Origin of the sequence: Collinsella sp. TM04-29, assembly GCF_003466565.1 — a bacterium.
Taxonomy (GTDB): Bacteria; Actinomycetota; Coriobacteriia; order Coriobacteriales; family Coriobacteriaceae; genus Collinsella.
In genome coordinates this window covers 528,970-549,713 of sequence record NZ_QSPW01000001.1, presented here as the reverse complement: position 1 = coordinate 549,713, position 20,744 = coordinate 528,970, and the positions used below count along the sequence as shown (strand labels likewise).

13 protein-coding genes are annotated in these 20,744 nt (G+C 61.8%); 4 read left to right on the top strand and 9 right to left on the bottom strand.

Annotation, left to right across the window (positions count from 1 at the left end):
* Window position 1: 1 nt before the first annotated feature.
* The 4 genes from DXD39_RS02505 to DXD39_RS02490 all read right to left on the bottom strand — a co-directional run bounded on the left by DXD39_RS02505 (window position 2) and on the right by DXD39_RS02490 (window position 5,703).
* Window positions 2–1,618 (bottom strand): PTS transporter subunit EIIC, encoded by a 1,617-nt coding sequence (locus DXD39_RS02505; protein ID WP_117803013.1) that lies wholly within the window; start codon window positions 1,616–1,618, stop codon window positions 2–4.
* 99 nt (window positions 1,619–1,717) lie between these two features.
* Window positions 1,718–2,572 carry a PRD domain-containing protein gene (locus tag DXD39_RS02500; RefSeq protein ID WP_233544294.1) on the bottom strand — a complete coding sequence of 285 codons (855 nt, stop codon included), beginning with the start codon at window positions 2,570–2,572 and terminating at the stop codon, window positions 1,718–1,720.
* 18 nt (window positions 2,573–2,590) lie between these two features.
* Window positions 2,591–3,103 carry a PTS glucose transporter subunit IIA gene (locus DXD39_RS02495; RefSeq protein WP_158549076.1) on the bottom strand — a complete coding sequence of 171 codons (513 nt, stop codon included), beginning with the start codon at window positions 3,101–3,103 and terminating at the stop codon, window positions 2,591–2,593.
* Between the two features lie 335 nt (window positions 3,104–3,438).
* A complete protein-coding gene (locus DXD39_RS02490) occupies window positions 3,439–5,703 on the bottom strand; it encodes a DEAD/DEAH box helicase (protein ID WP_117803012.1) in 2,265 nt (754 codons plus the stop codon).
* Window positions 5,704–6,263: 560 nt separating this feature from the next.
* On the opposite strand from DXD39_RS02490, the gene DXD39_RS02485 reads away from it, so the two are divergent.
* From DXD39_RS02485 to DXD39_RS02470, 4 genes are all read left to right on the top strand, one after another.
* Window positions 6,264–8,603: a cation-translocating P-type ATPase gene (locus tag DXD39_RS02485; RefSeq protein ID WP_117803011.1), complete on the top strand. Its 2,340-nt coding sequence runs from the start codon at window positions 6,264–6,266 to the stop codon at window positions 8,601–8,603.
* Between the two features lie 147 nt (window positions 8,604–8,750).
* Complete coding sequence (locus DXD39_RS02480; protein ID WP_006235338.1) at window positions 8,751–8,972, top strand: heavy-metal-associated domain-containing protein; 222 nt, start codon at window positions 8,751–8,753, stop codon at window positions 8,970–8,972.
* Window positions 8,973–9,020: 48 nt separating this feature from the next.
* Complete coding sequence (locus tag DXD39_RS02475; protein ID WP_117629570.1) at window positions 9,021–9,293, top strand: metal-sensing transcriptional repressor; 273 nt, start codon at window positions 9,021–9,023, stop codon at window positions 9,291–9,293.
* Window positions 9,294–9,451: 158 nt separating this feature from the next.
* The gene (locus DXD39_RS02470; protein WP_233541083.1) at window positions 9,452–9,913 is read left to right on the top strand and encodes a hypothetical protein; all 462 of its coding nucleotides are present in this window, start codon (window positions 9,452–9,454) and stop codon (window positions 9,911–9,913) included.
* Window positions 9,914–10,021: 108 nt separating this feature from the next.
* On the opposite strand, the gene DXD39_RS02465 is transcribed toward DXD39_RS02470, so the two are convergent.
* From DXD39_RS02465 to gltB, 5 genes are all read right to left on the bottom strand, one after another.
* On the bottom strand, window positions 10,022–11,392 hold the full coding sequence (locus DXD39_RS02465; protein WP_117803010.1) for an amidohydrolase family protein: 1,371 nt from the start codon (window positions 11,390–11,392) through the stop codon (window positions 10,022–10,024).
* A 407-nt stretch (window positions 11,393–11,799) separates the two neighbouring features.
* The gene (locus DXD39_RS02460) at window positions 11,800–12,876 is read right to left on the bottom strand and encodes a hypothetical protein (protein ID WP_117803009.1); all 1,077 of its coding nucleotides are present in this window, start codon (window positions 12,874–12,876) and stop codon (window positions 11,800–11,802) included.
* 351 nt (window positions 12,877–13,227) lie between these two features.
* Window positions 13,228–13,935, bottom strand: coding sequence for a hypothetical protein (locus DXD39_RS02455; RefSeq protein ID WP_147347866.1), 708 nt, complete (start codon window positions 13,933–13,935; stop codon window positions 13,228–13,230).
* Between the two features lie 352 nt (window positions 13,936–14,287).
* Window positions 14,288–15,769, bottom strand: coding sequence for a glutamate synthase subunit beta (locus DXD39_RS02450; protein ID WP_117803007.1), 1,482 nt, complete (start codon window positions 15,767–15,769; stop codon window positions 14,288–14,290).
* A gap of 5 nt (window positions 15,770–15,774) precedes the next feature.
* On the bottom strand, window positions 15,775–20,472 hold the full coding sequence (gene gltB / locus DXD39_RS02445) for a glutamate synthase large subunit (RefSeq protein ID WP_117803006.1): 4,698 nt from the start codon (window positions 20,470–20,472) through the stop codon (window positions 15,775–15,777).
* Between the last annotated feature and the right edge of the window lie 272 nt (window positions 20,473–20,744).

Sequence of the window (20,744 nt, the reverse complement as noted above, 5' to 3'; positions counted from 1 at the left end):
TTTACTGCTCCTTCTCAATTGCGTTTTCGACCTTGTCGCGCATCTCGGCGACCTTCATGCCAAAGATGATCTGGATATTGTTGCCGTTGCGGTTGATGCCGCTGTTGGGCACGTGGTTGATGAGGTTCTCATCGATGAGGTCCGGGTTCTTAACGTTCACGCGAAGACGTGTAAAGCAGTTCTCGAGCTCCTCGATGTTGTCCTTGCCGCCAAGACCTGCGACCAGGTCGGCAATACCTGCATCGACGCCCTCTGCGGGGGCCGCGGCAACAGCGCCCTGCTTCACCGCGACAGACGCGGCGGCCTCGCCCTCGGCAACGGACTCAGCAAGCTCGGACTCTTCCTCGCGACCAGGCGTGTGGAGGTTGAGCTTCTTGATAAGGAAGGTGAAGAGGAAGAAGTACAGAGCGGCGTTGACGACTCCGAGCACGAGCATCATCGGCCAGTTGGTCTTATCGACACCAAGAACCAGGTTGGAAACCACGATGTTGATGATGCCGCCTGCCGTCGAAGCGGGCACGGAGAGGACCTTGAGCAGGACCAGGAAGATACCGGAAAGAACCGAGTGAACGACAAAGAGCACGGGAGCGGCAAAGACAAAGAGGAAGTCCATGGGCTCGGTGACACAGGAGAGCACGGCGGTGATGATCAGCGGGATGATAACGGCCTTGGTCTTATCCTTGTTCCCCTTGTAAGCGGTGAAGATAAAGGCGAGACCGATACCGATGTAGGGCCACAGGTTGTTGAAGGTGTAGCTGTTGAAGTAGGTGCTATCAGAGAAGGGCTGGCCCGTCATTGCCATCTCGGCGACACGGATGGGATAGGCGCCGGCGATAACCTGATCACCCAGCGTCAGGGTGCCACCCACATCGGAGAACTGGAACGGGGTGTAGATGAGGTGGTGCAGACCGGTGGGAACGAGCAGCTTGTTGAGCATGCCGTAGATGAACAGACCGATGTTGCCCGACTCCTTAATGATGCCGGCAACGGAGGAGATGGCACCCTGAACCGGAGGCCAAACGATGCAGAAGCCAGCGCCCATGATCCAGGAGATGATGATCATGATCAGGAACGGGAAGCGAACGCCCGAGAACATCGAAAGAGCAATGGGGAACTGCTTGTTCGAGTACTTGTTGAACACGGCACCGGTGATGCAACCAAGAATGATGCCGCCAAACACGCCGGTATCGAGCACCTGAATGCCCATAACGGTGCTCTGGCCGGTTCCGGTAAGACCGAGCATGCCGCTCGCTTCGGCAAGAGCGCCGGTGGCGTTGAGCACGATGTTGTTAGCCTGCAGGAACAGGAAGAACGACATCAGGGCGATCAGCGAAGCATGGCCCTTGTTCTTCTTTGCCATGGCGCCGGCGATGCCCACGCAGAACAGAATCGAGAGATTGTTGATGATAAACATCAGCGACTGATAGACAACGGCGCCCACAAGCTGGAACGGACCGGAGCCCAGTACGGGGATCAAGGCGCAAATGGTCTTGTTGGTCAGAATAATGCCCACGATGAGCAGAATGCCGGCAACCGAGAGATACATCATCGGCTGAACGATCGACTTCGCGAACACCTCCAACGGCGCTTTGAAATTGAACTTCTTTTTTGCGGTCATAGCGGTACTCCCCTTCCTTTTCCGCAAATTAAGACAGATGTGCCCTGGACAAGGCCATAAGCCCTGCCTCATATCAATCGATGTGTGGGCACGTTATGCCTAGAGACCAGGTTCTCCAAGCAGGTTAACAATGTGGTAAGCGAGATAACTCTTCTCGGCATTGGTAACGACAACGTTATAGGTAGACGACAAGTGGGCGGCTATGGCGTCCGCGCACGAGAATGCGCACGGGTACACCGTTTCATCGATTCGGAACAGCGCGTCACCATTGATTTGCCCGGCCGCAGGATCGAGCGCTCGCTGCGCGAAAAACTGCAGGTGACGAACGAAACGTTCGTAAGGCAGCGAGGTGTCATCGAGGGTCGTGGCATAGCGCTCGGAAACAATCGCGAGCACGTCGCGAACAAGCTGGACCGAGATGATGAGACGGTCGGAGCGTTGCGGCATGGTGGCGTTGACGATATGCAGCGTAATAAAACCCTGCTCTTCTTCGCTCATCTGGAAGCCCATATACTCCTTGACAATCTGCAGCGCACGGCCCGCAAGCGCATACTCCTTGCGATAGAACTGCTGGATCTCGAGCAGCAACGGATTCTCGCAGGAGACGCCCTTGCGCTCGCGCTCCAAAGCAAGGCTGATATGGTCTGCAAGAGCAATGAGAATCTTGTCGTTGACATCAACATTGAGCTCTCGACGGAGCATCTGAACAATGTCCTCGGCAATCACGAGGTTGACGGTGGGAATGGACTCCAAAAGATGTGCCAAGCGGTCAATCGTACGCGAATCCTGAGAAGTGCCCTCCTGCAGCGCATAGGTCTTTTCGACCGATGCTTCATCGATAGCGTCGCCGGCATGACGGCCAAAGCAGAGGCCTCGACCGATGACAATAAGCTCGGAGCCATCGTCCGAAGTGACCATTGCGACGTTATTGTTGAAAACTCGCTTGATAACCACGGTACCCACCACAAGAATTTACTCGGAAAGCCAGACGACAGGCTCTTTAACAGCAACAGGGCCGGAAGCATGCTCACGAAGAGTCGAGTTCTCCGAACGCTCGCATACAATAACGAAGACCGTGGGATCGAAGCCGGCGGCGCGGACCGCGTCAAAATCGACCTCAACGAGGGGCTGGCCCGCGTCGACATGGTCACCCTGGGCAACAAGCGCATGGAAGCCCTTGCCCTCAAGTTTAACAGTGTCGATTCCGATATGCAGCATCACCTGAGCAGAGCTGTCGTCGGACATGATGCCCAGTGCATGCTCGGTCGGGAACAGCGCCGCGACGGTACCGGAAACAGGAGCGCACACCGTTCCCTCTTGGGGAACCACGGCAACGCCATCGCCCACGGCACGGCTGCTAAAAGCGGGGTCATTGGTATTTTCTAGATGAACAAGCTCGCCGGAAACGGGAGCGAGGATTTCGAACTCGGAAGCTGCAGTCTTCTGCTCATCCGAACCGCCCATCAGGCGAGAAAAGAAACCCATGGTGGCATGTCCCTTCATAAATATAGCCCAACCAAAATCAAGCGAATGCATCCATAGAGACACACCCGTTCAAAGACTTTGGTTAGGCCCACGTCCGAGGGACTCGGTAACCTTCCGCATTTCTTTTTACGGGACCTATTGTAGATAAGCCCAAAGCCAGAACAATCATTATGACCGGTGAACGGTATTTATTCTCCGATAAACGGTATTTAGGCAGCACTTGGGGACGATTCTTGTTTGGTGCATTGGGGACAGGTTACTTTGCACCAAAAAGGGCCCCGAGCATAGTCTGCTCGGGGCCCAAACTCATCTCGCCTTACCGCGCAACGCGTATGCTACTTGCGCTTGCCGCCGCCGTCGCCGGGGCGACGGGAGCTGCCACCGCGCTTGCCGCCACGGCTGTTGCCATAGCTGCCACGATTATCGCGACCGCCGGCACGGCCGCCGCGGGAGCCGGCCTGGTTGCCGCCACGCCCGCCACGATAGCCGCCACGACGCTCATCGCGGGTGTCGTCGTAGTTGCGCCAGTCATCGCGACGATCGCGGCTGGCACGCGGGTCGCGACAATCGCGCGACTCATTCGAACGACCGGCGCCGCTGCGGCCACCGTTGCCACGAGCGCCCTCGCGACGCTCACCACCGCGGCCGCCCTCGCGGCCTCCGCGCTCGTCAAAGCGCTTGCCGCCGCGGGACTCGCCGCCGCGGGTACCACGCTCGTCACCCGAACCACGGCCTTCGCCGCCGCGACGCTCATCGCGCCCGCCGCGCTCGCCATCGCGACCGGAGCGACGACGGTCACCCGAGCCGCGCTTGCCGCCGCGCGAACCACGGCCCTCGTCCTCGCGCTCAACACGACGACGACCGCCACGGTCCTCGTCCTCACGGCGACGGCGGTGTGCCTCGCCCTGGAACTGCTTGGCACGACGCTCGGCACGGTTGCCGCGCGGTCCCTGCTCAACAGCACCGGCCCGCTCCTCGGCAGCTACCTCGCGGGCCACGCTCTCCACAGCCTCGTCCACGCGAGCCTGAACGCCCTCGCGCACGCGGGTCTTGCCGCCGCGCTTGGGACGGCTCGGACGCTCGCCGTCGCCGCGACGCTCATCGCGACCGCGGTTGGAACGACCGGCCACATCGCCGTAATCGTCGCCGTTGCGCTTGCCGTCGCGACGCGCTTGCTCGAGTTTCTTCTTGCTCTTGGACTTGCCGCGCTTGGTCTTCTTCTTCACCTTAAAGGCGGCAGGATCGCGCTCGGGGTCAACGGCGGGCGGGTTGGGACCCACGTGCAGGTCGCCCGCTTCGTAAATATCGGCCGTCTTGTCCATGAGTTTCTCGATCTCGTAGAACTCGTCCACGTCCTGCTCGGTCACAAACGTAATGGCCCAGCCCAGCTCGCCGGCGCGGCCCGTACGGCCAATGCGGTGGATATAGTCAGTCGGCTCGGCCGGCACGTCAAAATTCACAACGTAGCGCACGTCGCTAATGTCGATGCCGCGGGCGAGCACGTCGGTTGCCACCAGCACGTCGACGGTGCCGTCGCGGAAGGCCGAAAGGGCACGCTCGCGCTGGGCCTGGCTGCGGTTGCCGTGAATCGCGGCGGCCTTGATGCCCTTACGCTCCAGACGACGGCAGCAGCTGTCGGCGCGATGCTTGGTACGCATAAAGACGATGGTGCGCTCCGGACCCTCCTTCTTGAGGAACTCGGACAGCAAGTTGTTCTTGGCCTCGATGGACACCGGGAACACAAACTGGTCGACGGTGTCGGCGGTCGATGTGGCGGGCGCGATCTCCACGCGGGCCGGGTCGCTCACCAGGTCGGTGATCTCACCCACGGCCTCCTCGTCGAGCGTCGCCGAGAACAGCAGCGTCTGGCGCTCGGCCGGCGTCTCGCGCACAATGCGGCGGACGGCGGGCAAAAAGCCCATGTCGAGCATGCGGTCGGCCTCGTCGAGCACCAGGACCTTGACCTCGTCCAGGTGGCAAGCGCCCTGCTCGATCAGATCGACCAGACGGCCCGGCGTGGCAACCAGGATATCGCAACCGTACTTAAGTGCCGCGGTCTGCGGCTTGTAGCTCACGCCGCCCACGACAGTCACGGCAACGTGGCCCGTGACGTCGGCGATTTTGCTCGCGACCTCGTCGATCTGCTGGGCAAGCTCGCGCGTAGGGGTGATGACGAGCATCACGGGGCCACGGCCGTTGCCCTCGGGCTTCTTGGCACCGCGACGGCGGTTGCGGCCGCCGCGCTCACGCACGGGTTTGGGCGGAGCGATGTGCTCCAGATTGTTCATGGTCGGCAGCAAAAAGGCGGCCGTCTTGCCGGTGCCGGTCTGAGCGGCGGCAAGCAGGTCGCGGCCTTCGAGCACCACAGGGATCGAGCCGGCCTGCACGGGCGTCGGCGCCGTGTAGCCCAGGTTCTCGATGGCACGAAGCATCTCGTCGGAAAGGCCCAGCTCGTCAAAGGCGGGCAGGCTCTCGGTAGCGGACTCGACGGCCTGGGCAGCATTGGCCTCATCGGCGGCATCGAAGGCAGCCTGGGTCATGGCCTCACGGGTCTCGTCCAGGATCTCGGCGTCGGTGACGTCGGATACAGAATTACGCATATGTTGTTGTTCCTTATCTGCACGCGCAATGGACACGGCATGCGGCCGCGCGGGCGTGCTTGGTAGTGCGCTAATACATACAAAAACAGGTGCGCACAGAGAGGACGTTGCTCAGCACGCTGGCGATCGCTTTGGCAGCCCTATCACGCGCCGTCCAGACGCAGCAGCTCTAAGCGATGGAGCAGATTCGCCGCCGGTTAGTATACCCGCACTCCGTATGCCCCCACGTAAACCACAGATGACGAGGCGGACGGGGCGGACCTGGGCCAATTGTCTCAATCTGTAACAGATACTCAGCAAAAACCGGTCCAGCTGTTATAGATCGAGACAAACTCAAACCTCGCAAAACAAAATCTCGATCTATAACAATTAGAGGTCATTTTCCCTGCTAGATGTTACAGATTGAGATGTTTGGCAGGGACTGCCAACGATTGAGCAGCCGCCCTCATCTGTAATGAAAAGTCATACATTCCAACTATTACTAGACACCCCCAGGGGGTATGGGTGTATAGTATCGGTTGGTTAACAATTCCAACACTAAACTACAGAAAGGAGAAGCCATGGCTCAAGATAAATTCGATGTGGGTGGCATGACGTGCGCCGCCTGCCAGGCGCACGTAGACCGCGCCGTGAGCAAGCTCGACGGCGTCGAGAGCGTCGCGGTCAATCTGCTCGCCGGCTCTATGCTGGTGGACTACGACCCTGCGCAGGTCTCCCCCGACGATATCTGCACCGCCGTCGACCGCGCTGGCTACTCGGCCTCACCCGTCAGCACGGGCACCGACGCCGCCCAAAGCGGCAGTACGCAAGCCAGGTCCGGCGCCGCCCATATGGAGTCGCCGACCAAAAAGTTGGAGGCCGCCGCCTCTGCCATGCGCACCCGCCTCATCGTCTCAATCGTCTTCCTCATCCCGCTGTTCTACATAGGCATGGGGCACATGCTCGGTTGGCCACTGCCCGGCGTCTTCACCGACCACACCCACAGCATGACGCTCGCCCTCACCGAGCTCGTCTTGCTCATCCCCATCGTCTACGTCAACGACGCGTACTTTATCAACGGCTTCAAGTCGCTCGCGCACGGCGCGCCCACCATGGACGCCCTCATCGCCGTCGGCACCACCGCTTCCATTGCCTGGTCGCTCTACGCCATGTTCATCATGGCCGACCAGCTAGCCGCAGGTCAGGTGCACGAGGCCATGATGACGGGCATGGACAACCTCTATTTTGAGAGCGCGGGCACGATTCTGTCGCTCGTCACCGTGGGCAAATACCTCGAGACGCGCAGCAAGTCCAAGACCGGCGGCGCCATCGAGGCGCTCATCGACTTGGCGCCCAAGACCGCGACCGTCGTTGCCGATGACAGCACCGAGACCACGGTGGACGTCGACAGTATCCTTCCCGGCCAGGTCCTGCGCGTGCGCCCCGGCGAGTCTATCCCCGTCGACGGCGTGGTACTCGAGGGCGCGTCGGCCGTGGACGAGAGTGCGCTCACCGGCGAGTCCATCCCCGTGGAAAAGACCGCCGGCGACACCGTCAACGCCGCCACCGTCAACCGCACCGGTTCGTTTACCTTCCGTGCCACACGCGTGGGCGCCGACACGTCGCTTGCCAAAATCATCCAGCTCGTCGAGGACGCCAACGCCACCAAGGCGCCCATCGCCCGCCTGGCCGACAAGGTCGCCGGCGTGTTTGTGCCCGTGGTGTTCGTGATCTCGGCCGTGACCTTTGCGGTATGGATGGCGCTGACCGGCAGCATAAACGAGGCGCTCACCTCCGCCGTGGCCGTGTTGGTGATCAGCTGCCCGTGCGCACTCGGCCTGGCCACGCCCGTCGCCATTATGGTGGGCACCGGCAAGGGCGCCGAGATGGGCATTCTGTTTAAGAGCGCCGAGGCGCTGGAGAATCTGCGCAACGTGGGCACCGTGGTGCTCGATAAGACCGGCACCGTCACCCGCGGCAAGCCGGCCGTGACCGACATTGTGGTTGCCGTGCGCGCCGACGGCTCGCCCGCCATGAGCGAAAAGTCGCTGCTCAAGCTGGCCGCCGCGTTGGAGCGCTCGAGCGAGCACCCGCTGGCCGAGGCGATTATGGCCGAGTGCGAGGCACGCGGAATTGTCGCGCGCATGGTCGAGGACTTTGCCGCCGTGCCCGGTCGTGGCGTAACGGCGCGCGAGGGGCAGAATGTCATCGCCGCCGGCAACGTACGCCTGATGAACGAGTTGGGCGTTACCGTGCCCGCGGGTCTTACCGAGCAATTTGCCGCCGAGGGCAAAACACCGCTGTTCTTTGCCAAGAACGGCGAGCTTGTCGGCACCATCGCCGTGGCTGACGAGGTCAAAGAGACGAGCGCCGGGGCCATCGCCGCGCTCCGCAAGCTCGGCGTCGACGTGCGCATGCTCACCGGCGACAACCGCGTGACGGCCGAGGCTATCGCCCGCCGCGTGGGACTCACCAGCGAACAGGTCATCGCCGACGTCCTCCCCGCCGACAAGGAACGCCACGTGCGCGAACTGCAGGATGCGGGCGGCAAGGTCGCCATGGTGGGCGACGGCATCAACGACTCCCCCGCCCTGGCGCGCGCCGACGTGGGCCTTGCGACCGGCACCGGCGCCGACATCGCCAAGGAGGGCGCCGACGTGGTACTCATGCGCAGCGACCTCATGGATGTTGCGCGCGCCATCGAGCTTTCGCGCGCCACGATCCGCAACATCAAGCAGGACCTGTTCTGGGCGCTGTTCTACAACGGCATCGGCATTCCGCTGGCGGCAGGCGTGTTCTTCCCCCTCACCGGTTGGCAGCTCTCGCCGATGTTCGGCGCCGCGGCCATGAGCCTGTCGAGCGTGTGCGTCGTAAGCAATGCGCTGCGCCTACGAACCTTTAAGCCTAAAGTGGCAAAATAGGTTCACCCTTAAGTCCATTTAGAACGGGTTTTCCAGGTGCCCGAGATTGACCTGAAAGAGGAGCGACGCGTACTTTGGTACGCGAGCGACGGCTTGAAGGCCAAGGTCGGGTGCCTGGGAAAGCCGACACAACAGAGAGGAATACCGATGCGATACACAATCAAGACTTCCGGCCTCATGTGCGGCCACTGCGACGCCACCGTCGAGACGGCGTTGCTCAACGTTGCCGGCGTGACCGACGCCGACGCCGATCACGAGACCCAGACCGTCCAGGTTGAGTGCGCCGACACCGTGACCGCCGAGCAGCTCGCTGCCGCCGTCGAGGGCGCCGGCGAGAAGTTCCACGCCCTGTCCGTGACCGCCGCGTAGCAGCTACCAGAAGCATTCGACCCCATCGACCAGAAACGAGGACCCGCCATGATGGCAGACCATAAATCGGTGACCCGCATGCTCAAGACGGCACGCGGTCAGATCGACGGCATCCTGCGGATGGTCGATGAGGACCGCTACTGCGTCGATATTTCTACGCAGCTCATGGCCACACAGGCGCTCCTCGCGCGCATCAACGCCGACGTGCTCAAGGCGCATATCGAAGGCTGCGTGACTTCGGCAATCGAATCGGGCGACGAGGAGCTCAAGGCCGCCAAGCTTGCCGAGATTGAACGCGTCGTCGACAAGCTCTCCAAGTAATTGGGGCATTGGGAACAATCTTCTTTGCACCGTCTTGGTGTTCTGGGGACAGGTATGCTTGCACCACACTGGCGCAGATTAACCTGTCCCCCTTGCTCTAAATCGGGTATAAAGGCGTGCAGTATATCGAACGAAAGGCAATTCGCATGAATGACTTTATGAAGGGTCGCAACGGCGCCGATGAGCTCACCGTCGTGTTGGGCTTCGCAGGCATTATCATCGCGATGATCGGGTCGATGGCCCGTATCCAGTGGCTCAGCTGGATCGCCATCGCCGTGATCGCGCTCGGCGTGCTGCGCGGTCTGTCCAAAAACATCGACGCGCGCCGCAAGGAGAACGATGCCTTTGTCACGGCGACCGCAAACGTCCCCGGCCTAGGTAAGTTCGTCGCCAGCTTGGGTGGCGGCGCCGCGGCTGCCAACGCCTCGCGCGCGGCCGGCACCAGCAAGGAAGACTTTGAGCGCGCCAAGCGAACGGCCAAGAAGATGTGGAAGGGCCGCAAGACCACGGCCTACCTTAAGTGCCCTAACTGCGGTCAGATGCTGTCCGTCCCCAAGGGCAAGGGCAAGATCCGCGTCACCTGCCCCAAGTGCCATGCCAAGATGGAGACGCGCTCCTAGCCGCCATACCATGGGACAAATAAAAGCCGAGGTCTCGCACTGGGACCTCGGCTTTTTCTAATTATGACAAAAGGATTGCCCCCCTTGTCGCATCGCCATATCGCGCGCTTACGCCACACCGTCGCGGGCCAGCTCCTCAGCCAGCGCTTCGGCAGGCATGGCCATAATCGCGTCGAGCTCGGCGTCCACCTCGGGAATACGCTTCACCTTGAGCTTGCGTACCAGATCACCGCGACACATCACATGCGTCGGCTCACGCAGAGCGCACAGGTCATCGAGCGGATTCTTGCGCGTCACCAGGATATCGGCGGCCTTGCCGCACTCGATCGTACCGGTCTCGCCGCCCAGCCCCAGCAGCTCGGCGTTGACTTGCGTAGCCGTATGCAGCGCGAAGGCGTTGCTCACACCGACATACTTGGCAAAATAGGCAACCTCACGCCACATGTCGTACTGCGTCACGAACGGGCAGCTTGAGTCCGTGCCCAGGCCCACCTTAATGCCAGCTTCCAGTGCGGCACGGGCGCTCTCGATGATGCCCGAGCACACGATGTCGCCGTTCTTCTTTTGTGTATCGGTCGAATGGGTCTTTTCCGGGTCGAGCAATACAAACGGCAGCGCCGGGCTGATCGTGCAGGTCACGCTCGGCGCGCGTCCCTCGAGCTGTGTGCCCGCGGCGCCGCGATACAGCTCCAGGATCTCGGGCGTCATCGGGGCACCGTGCTCGATCGTGTCGACCCCGGCCTCAAGCGCGGCCTTCACGCCCTCGGTGCTCTCGACATGAGCCATAACCGGCAGACCCACCTCGTGCGCCGCCTTGCACGCCGCCGCGGCAACCTCCACCGGCATACGCAGCACGCCCGGCTCGCCCACCTCGGTCGCATCGAACACACCGCCCGTTACGAACAGCTTAATGACGTCGGCGCCGCGCGCATACAGGTCTCGCACCTGCTCGGCTGCCTCGACGGGGCTGTTGGCCACCTGGGCGAACAAGCCCGCGCCATGGCCGCCCGGCACCGTGACGCCCGTTCCCGGCGCTACCAGGCGCGGACCCTGATACTTGCCGGCGTCGATAGCGTCGCGCACGGCAATGTCGGCAAACAGCGGGTCGCCCGCGCCGCGCACTGTGGTCACGCCGCTTGCCAGCTGCTGCTGGGCACTGCCCTTGAGGATGCAGCGCACGATGGCACGGCCCACGGGATTATCGAGTTTCTTCATCAGCGCTCCCGCATCGCCGGCCGAGACAGGCTTGCCCGAGCCGCACAGGTGCACGTGCATATTGATGAGACCGGGCATGAGGTACGCGCCGGCCAGGTCGATGACCTCGGCACCTGCAGGCGCCTGCGCCACAGCACTCGGCCCCATCCAGGTGATGACACCGCGCTCAACAGTCACGGCCATATCGGGTTGCGGCTCCATATGCTCCGAGCCATCCAAAACGGTCGCATTGATAAACAACGTGGGACGATCAGCAGACGCCATATCGAGCTCCTCCCCCTTAGAAACTTCAACATTTGTCCATTATTACCCAGTTCGGCAGGATTGCTGCGGACATATCGGTTAACGGAGAAAGGAGGAGATGCGGAGAATGGAATGCGTTGCAGCCCCATCCCAGCGACATCCGGGAAATGTCTAGATCTGTAACAGGTGAACCGTCTTTAACCTTCCAAATGTTACAGATCGAGATCTTTCGGCACCGCGTCCAACCTTTGTCTCAATCTGTAACAGATAGACAGGTTTTCGGCCTCTAGATGTTACAGATTGAGATCTTTTAGCGGTAGCCAACCTTCCGTCTCAATCTGTAACAGTTACGAGGCCAAACGGTCCCTTGTTGTTACAGATTGAGACAAACTCGGCAGGAACAACCACCTCCGCGTCAGTTGCACCCCTTAGCGCCCATACCACTGGCGCTTCCATCCCTCAGCCAAATCGGCCCACTGCGGAATGCCCGCCAGTCTCATCTTTTCAGCCAGCTTCCCCGGATTCTTGAGCTCATCAAACGTAAACCTCAGTACTTTATATCCGAGCATCGTCAGATGGGACTCTCGCTGACGTTCTGCCACGAATGGGTCGACCGACTCCCAATCCCCACCATCCTGCAGGGTATACTTTCCCTTCCCGTCGAGCTCGCCGATGACACATGTCCCGTCCTCGAGTCTCCAGAAATAATCGACCCGAAACACCTGGCTCGGATCGAGCGGGTCGCGAAACTCCACCTGCAGCTCCGGAACCGGAAAGCCGCACGCAATAAAGAACGCCCGAAAACGAGACTCGCCGCCGTTTTCGGACAGCCCGTCCACATATGACGCGATCACCTGCGCTCTGCGATACCCGCGCCTGCCCTCGCAATCGGCGCGGAGGCGCTCGCACAAATCCCCACGTGATACACCTTTCGCCCGCAGTGCAGAATCGGCAATCGCCAACCCGTAGGAGAACGGCGCACGCAGCAGGCAATCCTCCACCGTGCGCCAAAACGACGTCACCCGCACGCCATCAACGCGCTCGAGCGCGCCCGCCATCTGTGGACGCAACAACCTGCACCCGCTGCTCAACGTCACTGAACAACCCGTCTTAACAAGAAAGCGCGGCCCGAGCAGATCATTCGGCACCTCCAGACCCCACAAAAGTGCCGCGTCATAACCCCAAAACGCCCAATCGGGATGAAACTCCGCAAGCCCTTTGATGGTACGCAGCGCTCGCTCTGCCGGTGTCAACGTATCCCAATCATGCTGAAAACAGAACAGGTACGGCTCGGGCTCCGCAATATCGTCGGTTCCAACATGGCGTCGCAACCACATGAGCTCGGTATTGTCATGCGTTGCGAGCAGCGCACCTTGCTCGGTCGCCTCCGTGAGCCGCGCGAGCATCCTGTTCCGCGCCAACGTGTTGCGAGTCGTATGCTTGTGTTTGAAAACGGTATTAGACACTTCCATCACCACCACGTCAGACAAAAGGACCATCGTCACCGTTGCCTCCGCTGAAAAATGTCTTGATCTGTAACAGGAAGACAGTCTTTGAGCCTCTAGTTGTTACAGATCGAGATTTTCAGTCGTGCGTCCAACCTTTGTCTCAATCTGTAACAGATAGGTCGAGTTTTGGCCTGTAGATGTTACAGATTGAGACATCCCCCCAACCAGGTGCCAAACGTCTCGGTCTGTAACAGTTAGACGTTCTCCAGGCCCCAAACGTTACAGATTTAGACAAACCAGCGGCGCCCAAGCGTTCGTCTCGATCTGTAACAGATAGACCGGTTTTTTGTCCCTAAACGTTACAGATTGAGACAAAGTCAGGGCAGCAGGCGACACCAGCCACATCCCCTACTCCCACTCCTGCTCGTAGATGTTGAGGGACTTCACGTACCGCCCCTGGGCGCCCATGATGTCGCGGACCAGGCGTAAAAAGAAGCTGATGCGCGAGGTGTCGAAACCGTCCTCTAAATCCTCGGGATGCACCGCGCCCGGCCCGTCGACCGCCGTGTCGTTCAGGCGCGCAATGTCATATAGGTAGAGCTGTCCCGCCGCAAGCCAGACATCGTCGACGCAGGCGAGGCGCACCGCAATCGCGCCGTCGCTCCAGTGCTCCTTTTGCACGATATGTGGGTCGTAGACGTCAAAGCGACGGTCGGTGCGCGCGTCCTTCAGCGCGACCATACCAGTCGCAGGATCCTTGTCCAAAATGCCAAAGCGCGAGAAATACTGTGTGTCGTGCACTTGCTCGAGCCGCTTGAGCGAGGCAGGCGAAAGCGATGCCGGCGGCTCGTCAACATATAGCTCGAGCAGCGTCTTGCCATGGCGATAGGGGCGCTCAAACAGCAGCCAATCGGTAAACGCCATGTTGTAGGCCATGATTTCGTTTTGAGAAGGTTCCTCGCAATAGCTGAGCCACGGATCGACGATAATCTCGAACTGCTCGCGCGCCGGCTCCAGAAACTGAAACTTCCGCAGCATCCAAAAATGGGCCATGTCGGCAATATCGTTGCCGACGGCTTCGGACAGCTGCACTCGATCTAAAGCGTGGTCAGTCATGGCATCCTCCTCAAACTGATGAACCTCAATTTGAGCTTACGAGGAGGGTGGGCAGCCACGACTAGCGCGGGCAAAATAGGCCTCCGGCTGCAAACCAGATGCTGACCAAACACTTGACGAAAAGCTTGACCGAAAATGCACACCGCAACAAAACAGCAGGTAAACATAGACAGCCAACTCGCCCTTTTGAGCCAGATGCCCGCAGCCACCACAGAAACAACAGGTGGCCACAGCCCAAGAAGTCGGCAAATGAGCACCCACACGTCGACAAACGAGCAAATCGCTCGCAAAGAGTGTCCCCAACGACTAGACAAAAATGACCAGTCATTGGGGACGTTCTTAAATGACTACTTTACAGCTCCAGCGCGTCTGCGACTTCGGCAGCGCAGGCCAGGGCATCGGCCATGGCGTTCACCACGAGCGAGCTGCCGTTGCGGGCATCACCCGCCACATACACCGGCGCGGCATCCGCGGCGACACCCTCCGTGCGAGCCGCGAGGTGCGAGCCCTCGGCAGCCATCACCGGCAGCGGACGACCAGCGGTGGCAACAGACACGCCAACGGCGTCGAACACACCGTGCTCCGGGCCCGTAAAGCCGCAGGCGATGAGCACCAGCTGCGCCGGCACCTCGCGCTCGGAACCCGCGATGCGCTCGGGCTTTCCCGCCGACCAGTCCAGATCGACCACGCGCAGACCCGCAGCCGCACCCTTCTTGTCCAGCAGCACCTCGAGCGTATCCACGCCCCAGGCACGCATCTCACCACCCATCGCAGCGATAGCCTCCTGCTGGCCGTAGTCGGTCTTCTTAACGTTGGGCCACTGCGGCCAGGGGTTGCTTGCCGCGCGCTTATCGGGCGCAGCCGGCAAGAACTCAAACTGGCGCACGCTGCGCGCACCCTGGCGCACCGCGGTACCTACGCAGTCGTTGCCCGTATCGCCACCGCCAATGACCACGACGTCCAAGCCGCGCGCGTTCACCGCGGGCTCGCCGCCGTCGAGCACCGAGACGGTCGAAGCCGTCAGGTAGTCCACGGCATACACCACGCCGGGAGCATCCACGTTCGCAGCCGAAAGCCCACGCGGAGCGCGGGCACCAGCAGCCACCACGACGGCGTCAAAGCCATTGAGCTTGGCCGCCACCGCAGGGTCATTCACATCAGCACCCAGCTCAAACACAATACCCAGCTCGCGCATAAGTGCCACGCGACGCTCGACCACGGACTTCTCGAGCTTCATGTTGGGAATGCCGTACATGAGCAGACCGCCCGGGCGGTCGTCGCGCTCAAACACCGTCACGCGGGCGCCGCGACGCGCAAGCTCCCATGCAGCCACCAGACCAGCCGGTCCAGAACCAACCACGGCAACCGTGGGTGCGCCCTCCCCTGCCGGCTCAAAGCGACGCGGACCGCCGTTGGCCCACTCATGGTCGCTGATCGCACGCTCGTTGTCGTGAATCGTCGTGGGCTGGCCGTCGACCGAGCCCAGGTTGCACGCGGCCTCGCACAGTGCCGGGCACACGCGACTCGTAAACTCAGGCATGGGCGAGGTGAGCGACAGACGCTCGGCAGCCTCGTCCCAGCGGCCGCGGTACACCAGCTCGTTCCACTCGGGAATCAGGTTATGCAGCGGGCAACCGCTCGGACGTGCCTTGCCAAAGCTCGCGCCCATCTGGCAAAATGCCACGCCGCACATCATGCAGCGGCTCGCCTGGGCGCGGCGCGCGTCGTCGTCGAGCTCCACGTACAGCGGGTCGAAATCGTGACTGCGCTCCTCCACGGGACGAAGCTCGTGGGCCACGCGATCGATATCAAGAAAAGCACCGGGCTTACCCATGGCACTTACGCCTCCTTTTTGGTCGAAGCAGCAGGGCTGGCAACCACGGGCGCAGTGCCCGCCGCACCACCCGCGACATCAAAGCGAGTGACATCCGCGGCACTCGCGCGACCGGTCACGATGTCAAACGCCAACTCCTCGGCCTGCGCATGCGTCTTGCCGGCAGCCTCGCCCGCGGCGACAATCGCCAGCACGCGCTCGTACTCGGTCGGAATGACCTTCACAAAGTGCTTGCTCATCGAGTCGAAGCTATAGAGCAGCTTAATGCCGCGCGGGCTCTGCGTCGCGTCCACGTGCTCCTGGATGAGTTCTCGAATCTGCGCCAGCTCGCCGGCCGTCGGGGCCTTGAGCTCAACGCTCTCGTGGTTCACACGGGCATCGAGCGTGCCGTACTGGTCAAAGACATAGGCCACGCCACCCGTCATGCCGGCGGCGAAGTTCTGCCCGACCTCGCCCAGGACGAGCGCCAGACCACCCGTCATGTACTCGCAGCCATGGTTGCCGCAGCCCTCGACCACCACGGTGGCACCGGAGTTGCGCACACCAAAGCGCTGGCCGGCAAGACCGTTAATGAAGCCGCGGCCGCTCGTGGCACCAAAGAACGCAACGTTGCCCACGATGATGTTCTCGTCGAACTTGTAGGTCGCATGCGGGTTGGGGCGCACCGACACCTCGCCGCCCGAAAGGCCCTTGCCAAAGTAGTCGTTGGCATCGCCGCACACGTTGAGCGTAATGCCGCGCGGCAAGAAGGCGCCAAAGCTCTGACCGGCCGAACCATCGCAATCGATGGTGATGGAGCCGGCGGGCAGGCCCTCGGGATGCGCCTTGGTCACCGCGTTGCCCAGGATGGTGCCCACGCAGCGGTTGACGTTGGCGATATCGGCGCGGAAGCGAATCGGACGCAGGTGCGCACGGGCATCGGCCGTATAGGGCACAAACAACGTGGAGTCGAGCGTCTTGTCGAGCTCACTGTCCGCGGCCATCTGCGGCAGGAAGTGGAGACCGTCGGCACCCGGGATATGAGCACCAAATTCACAGGTCGCGCTCGCCAGCACGGGCGACAGATCCAGCAGGTTAGCCTTGCGGTTGCCCGGGACCTCAATCTGGCGCAAGCACTCGGGATGGCCAACCATCTCGTCGACGGTGCGGAAGCCCAGGCTCGCCATGACTTCGCGCAGTTGCTCGGCAACAAAGAGCATAAAGTGCTCAACGTGCTCGGGCTTGCCGCGGAAGCCGCGACGCAGGCGGCAGTTTTGCGTCGCGATGCCGGCCGGGCAGGTGTCCTGCTGGCAGTCGCGCTGCATGAGGCAACCCATGGAGATGAGCGGCATGGTCGCAAAGCCAAACTCCTCGGCACCCAGCAGGCAGGCGACGGCAACATCGGTGCCGTCCATGAGCTTGCCGTCGGCCTCGAGCACCACGCGTGAGCGCAGGCCGTTTTGCAGCAGCGTCTGCTGGGCCTCGGCAAGGCCAAGTTCCAGCGGCAGGCCGGCGTGCCAGATAGAGTCGCGCGCCGCGGCACCCGAGCCGCCATTGTGACCGCTGATCAAGATCTTGTCGGCAGCACCCTTGGCCACACCGGTGGCGATGGTGCCGACGCCGGCCTCGCTGACCAGCTTGACCGACACGCGTGCGCCGGGGTTGGCGTTCTTAAGATCGAAGATCAGCTCTGCCAGATCCTCGATGGAGTAAATGTCGTGATGCGGCGGAGGCGAGATCAGGCCGATGCCGGGTGTGGACTGACGAACCTCGGCGATCCAGGGGTAGACTTTCTTGCCGGGCAGGTGGCCACCCTCGCCGGGCTTGGCGCCCTGGGCCATCTTGATCTGAATCTCGAAGGCACTGCACAGGTAGCGGCTCGTCACGCCAAAGCGCGCGCTTGCCACCTGTTTGATGGCGGAGTTCTTGGAGTCGCCGTTGGCTAGCGGGGTCTCGCGACGCGGGTCCTCGCCGCCCTCGCCGGAGTTGGAACGGCCGTGCAGGCGGTTCATGGCGATGGCCATGCACTCGTGTGCCTCTTTGCTGATGGAACCGTACGACATGGCGCCGGTGTTAAAGCGACGGACGATGTTGAGCGCGGGCTCCACCTCGTCGAGCGAAACCGGCGTGCGGCCGCTGGCATTAAAGTCGAGCAAGTCGCGCAGGCGCACGGCACGGCCGGTGCGGTGCAGGCGAGCGCTGTACTCCTTAAAGGTGTCGTAGCTGTCCTCACGGCAGGCGGTCTGCAGCAGGTGGACGGTCTGGGGGTCGATGAGGTGTTCCTCGCCGCCGAGCGGGCGCCACTTGGTCAGACCCAGCGTGGGCAGCTGATCGGGAGCCGGGCTCTTAAGGATAGCAAGCGCGGCGTCGTAGCGCTCATTCTGCTCGCGCTCAACGTCCTCGACGCCCATACCGCCCACACGGCTCACCGTGCCGGCGAAGTACGCGTTGACGAACTCCGGCGTAAAGCCCACGGCCTCGAAGATCTGCGCCGAATGGTAGCTCTGCACCGTGGAGATGCCCATCTTGGACATGATGGAAACGATGCCGGCAGTCGCGGCCTTGTTGTAGTTGGCGATACCCTGCTCGGCCGTCACGTCCAGGTCGCCGCGTGCCGCCAGATCGCGGATGCACGCATGTGCGTTGTACGGATAGATGCCGCTCGCGGAGTAGCCCACCAGTGCCGCAAAGTCGTGCGGGGATACGGCGTCACCGCACTCCACCACGATGTCGGCAAAGGTACGAACGCCGGCGCGGATCAGGTGGTTGTGCACGCAGCCCACGGCGAGCAGCGACGGCACGGGCACCTCGCCCGCAGCGGCACGATCGCTCAACACCACGATGTTCACACCGTCGCGGACCGCAGCCTCAACGTCCTCTGCAAGCTGCTTGAGCGCAGCCTGCAGCGCGCCCTCGCCGGCATCGCGGCGGTAGACGGCACGGAAACGGCGGGTCTTAAAGCCCACGCGGTCGATGGCGCAGATACGCTCGAACTCCTCCTCGTTGAGCAACGGGCGCTCCAAGCGAACCAGCTGACAGGCCGTACGGGAGTCCTCGAGCAGGTTGCCGTGGTTGCCCAGGTAGAGCGTGGTCGAGGTGACCATATGCTCGCGAAGGGCATCGATCGGCGGGTTCGTGACCTGGGCAAACAGCTGATAGAAGTAATCGAAGAACGAGCGCGTCTTCTTGGACAGGCAGGCCAGCGGCGCATCGATACCCATCGAGGCGAGCGGGGCCTTGCCCTGCTGGGCCATGGGACGCACGACCTCGTCGACGTCATCCCAGTGGTAGCCGAGCTTGGCCATACGCACGGCGGCGGGCACCTCGGCGTCCTCGGCGGGCGTTGCCGCAACGGGCTCATCAAGCGCGTCAACGGTTAGCGTCTCCTCGGCAATCCAATCGCGGTAGGGCTTTTCCTTGGCATAGCGGGCGCGCAGCTCATCGTTGTAGATCACGCGGCCGCGGGCAAAATCGACCTCGAGCATCTGGCCCGGTCCCAGGCAACCGCTCGTCAGAATGTTCTCGGAGCTCACCTCGATGGTGCCCACCTCGCTTGCCAGCATAAAGCGACCGTCGCGCGTCACATAGTAGCGGGCGGGACGCAGGCCGTTACGGTCGAGGGCGGCACCCAGGGTACGGCCGTCGGTAAAGGCGATGGCCGCCGGGCCATCCCACGGCTCCATGAGCATGGACTGGTAAGCGTCGTAGGCGCGGCGCTCCTCACTCAGGCTGTCGTTGTGGTCCCACGGCTCGGGCAGCAACATGGATGCGGCACGCGTAAGCGGACGGCCGTTCATGACCAGGAACTCGAGCACATTGTCCAGAATCGCGGAATCGGAGCCCTCGCGGTTGATGATGGGCATCACGCGCTCAAGATCGTGCTGCAGCACGGGGCTATACAGATTGGGCTCGCGGGCGCGGATCCAGTTGACGTTACCCTTGAGGGTGTTGATCTCGCCGTTGTGGATGATAAAGCGGTTGGGGTGCGCGCGCTCCCAGCTGGGCGTGGTATTGGTGGAGTAGCGCGAGTGGACGAGCGCCACGGCCGTCTTGACGGCGGCGTCGTTGAGGTCGATGAAGAAGCGGCGCATCTGCGTGGCGACCAGCATGCCCTTGTACACAATAGTGCGCGAGCTCATGGAGCACACATAGAAGATCTTGTCGTGCAGAGCAAACTCGGCGTCGGCCTTCTTCTCGATGGTGCGGCGGCACACGTACAGGCGACGCTCAAAGGCATCGCCGGCGGGCGTGTCGTCGGGGCGACCCAGAAAGGCCTGCAGGATGGTAGGCATGCAGGCGCGGGCCGTCTCGCCCAGATCGTGCGGATCGACCGGCACCTCGCGCCAAAAGAGCAGCGGCACGCCGGCCTCGGCGCAGCCCTCCTCAAACACGCGGCGGGCATCCTCTACGCCCTTGTCGTCCTGCGGGAAGAACAGCATGGCCACGCCATAGTTGCCCTCTGCCGGCAGAATCTGACCGCACTTTTGAGCCTCTTTACGGAAAAAGTGATGCGGAACCTGGAACAAGATTCCAGCGCCGTCGCCGGTATTCTTCTCGAGTCCCGTGCCGCCGCGGTGCTCCAAGTTGACCAGAATGGACAGCGCGTCGTCCAGAATCTGGTGATGGCGCTCGCCGTTGATATCGGCAAGCGCGCCGATGCCACATGCATCGTGGTCGAATTCGGGGCGATAAAGGCCCTGCTGCTGAGCGGAATCTGCCTGCATCGCGATCCTCCCCTAGATATTTAGACAGTCAGTTGAATAGGCATACTAGGAGCATCGCCGGCCCATTGTGTTTCCCGCCCGTTTCGAAACAATCGCGTAACGCACGTCCTACGAGTGGACACCGCCGACCTCAAGGGCGACAGCAGGGACCCCAAGTTCGGCCTGTAAGCTCACCGCTTCAAACATCTCAATCTGTAACAGGAAGACCCAATTTCGACGACTTACTGTTACAGATTGAGATGTTTTCGAGAGACGGTTCCGAATGTCTCAAC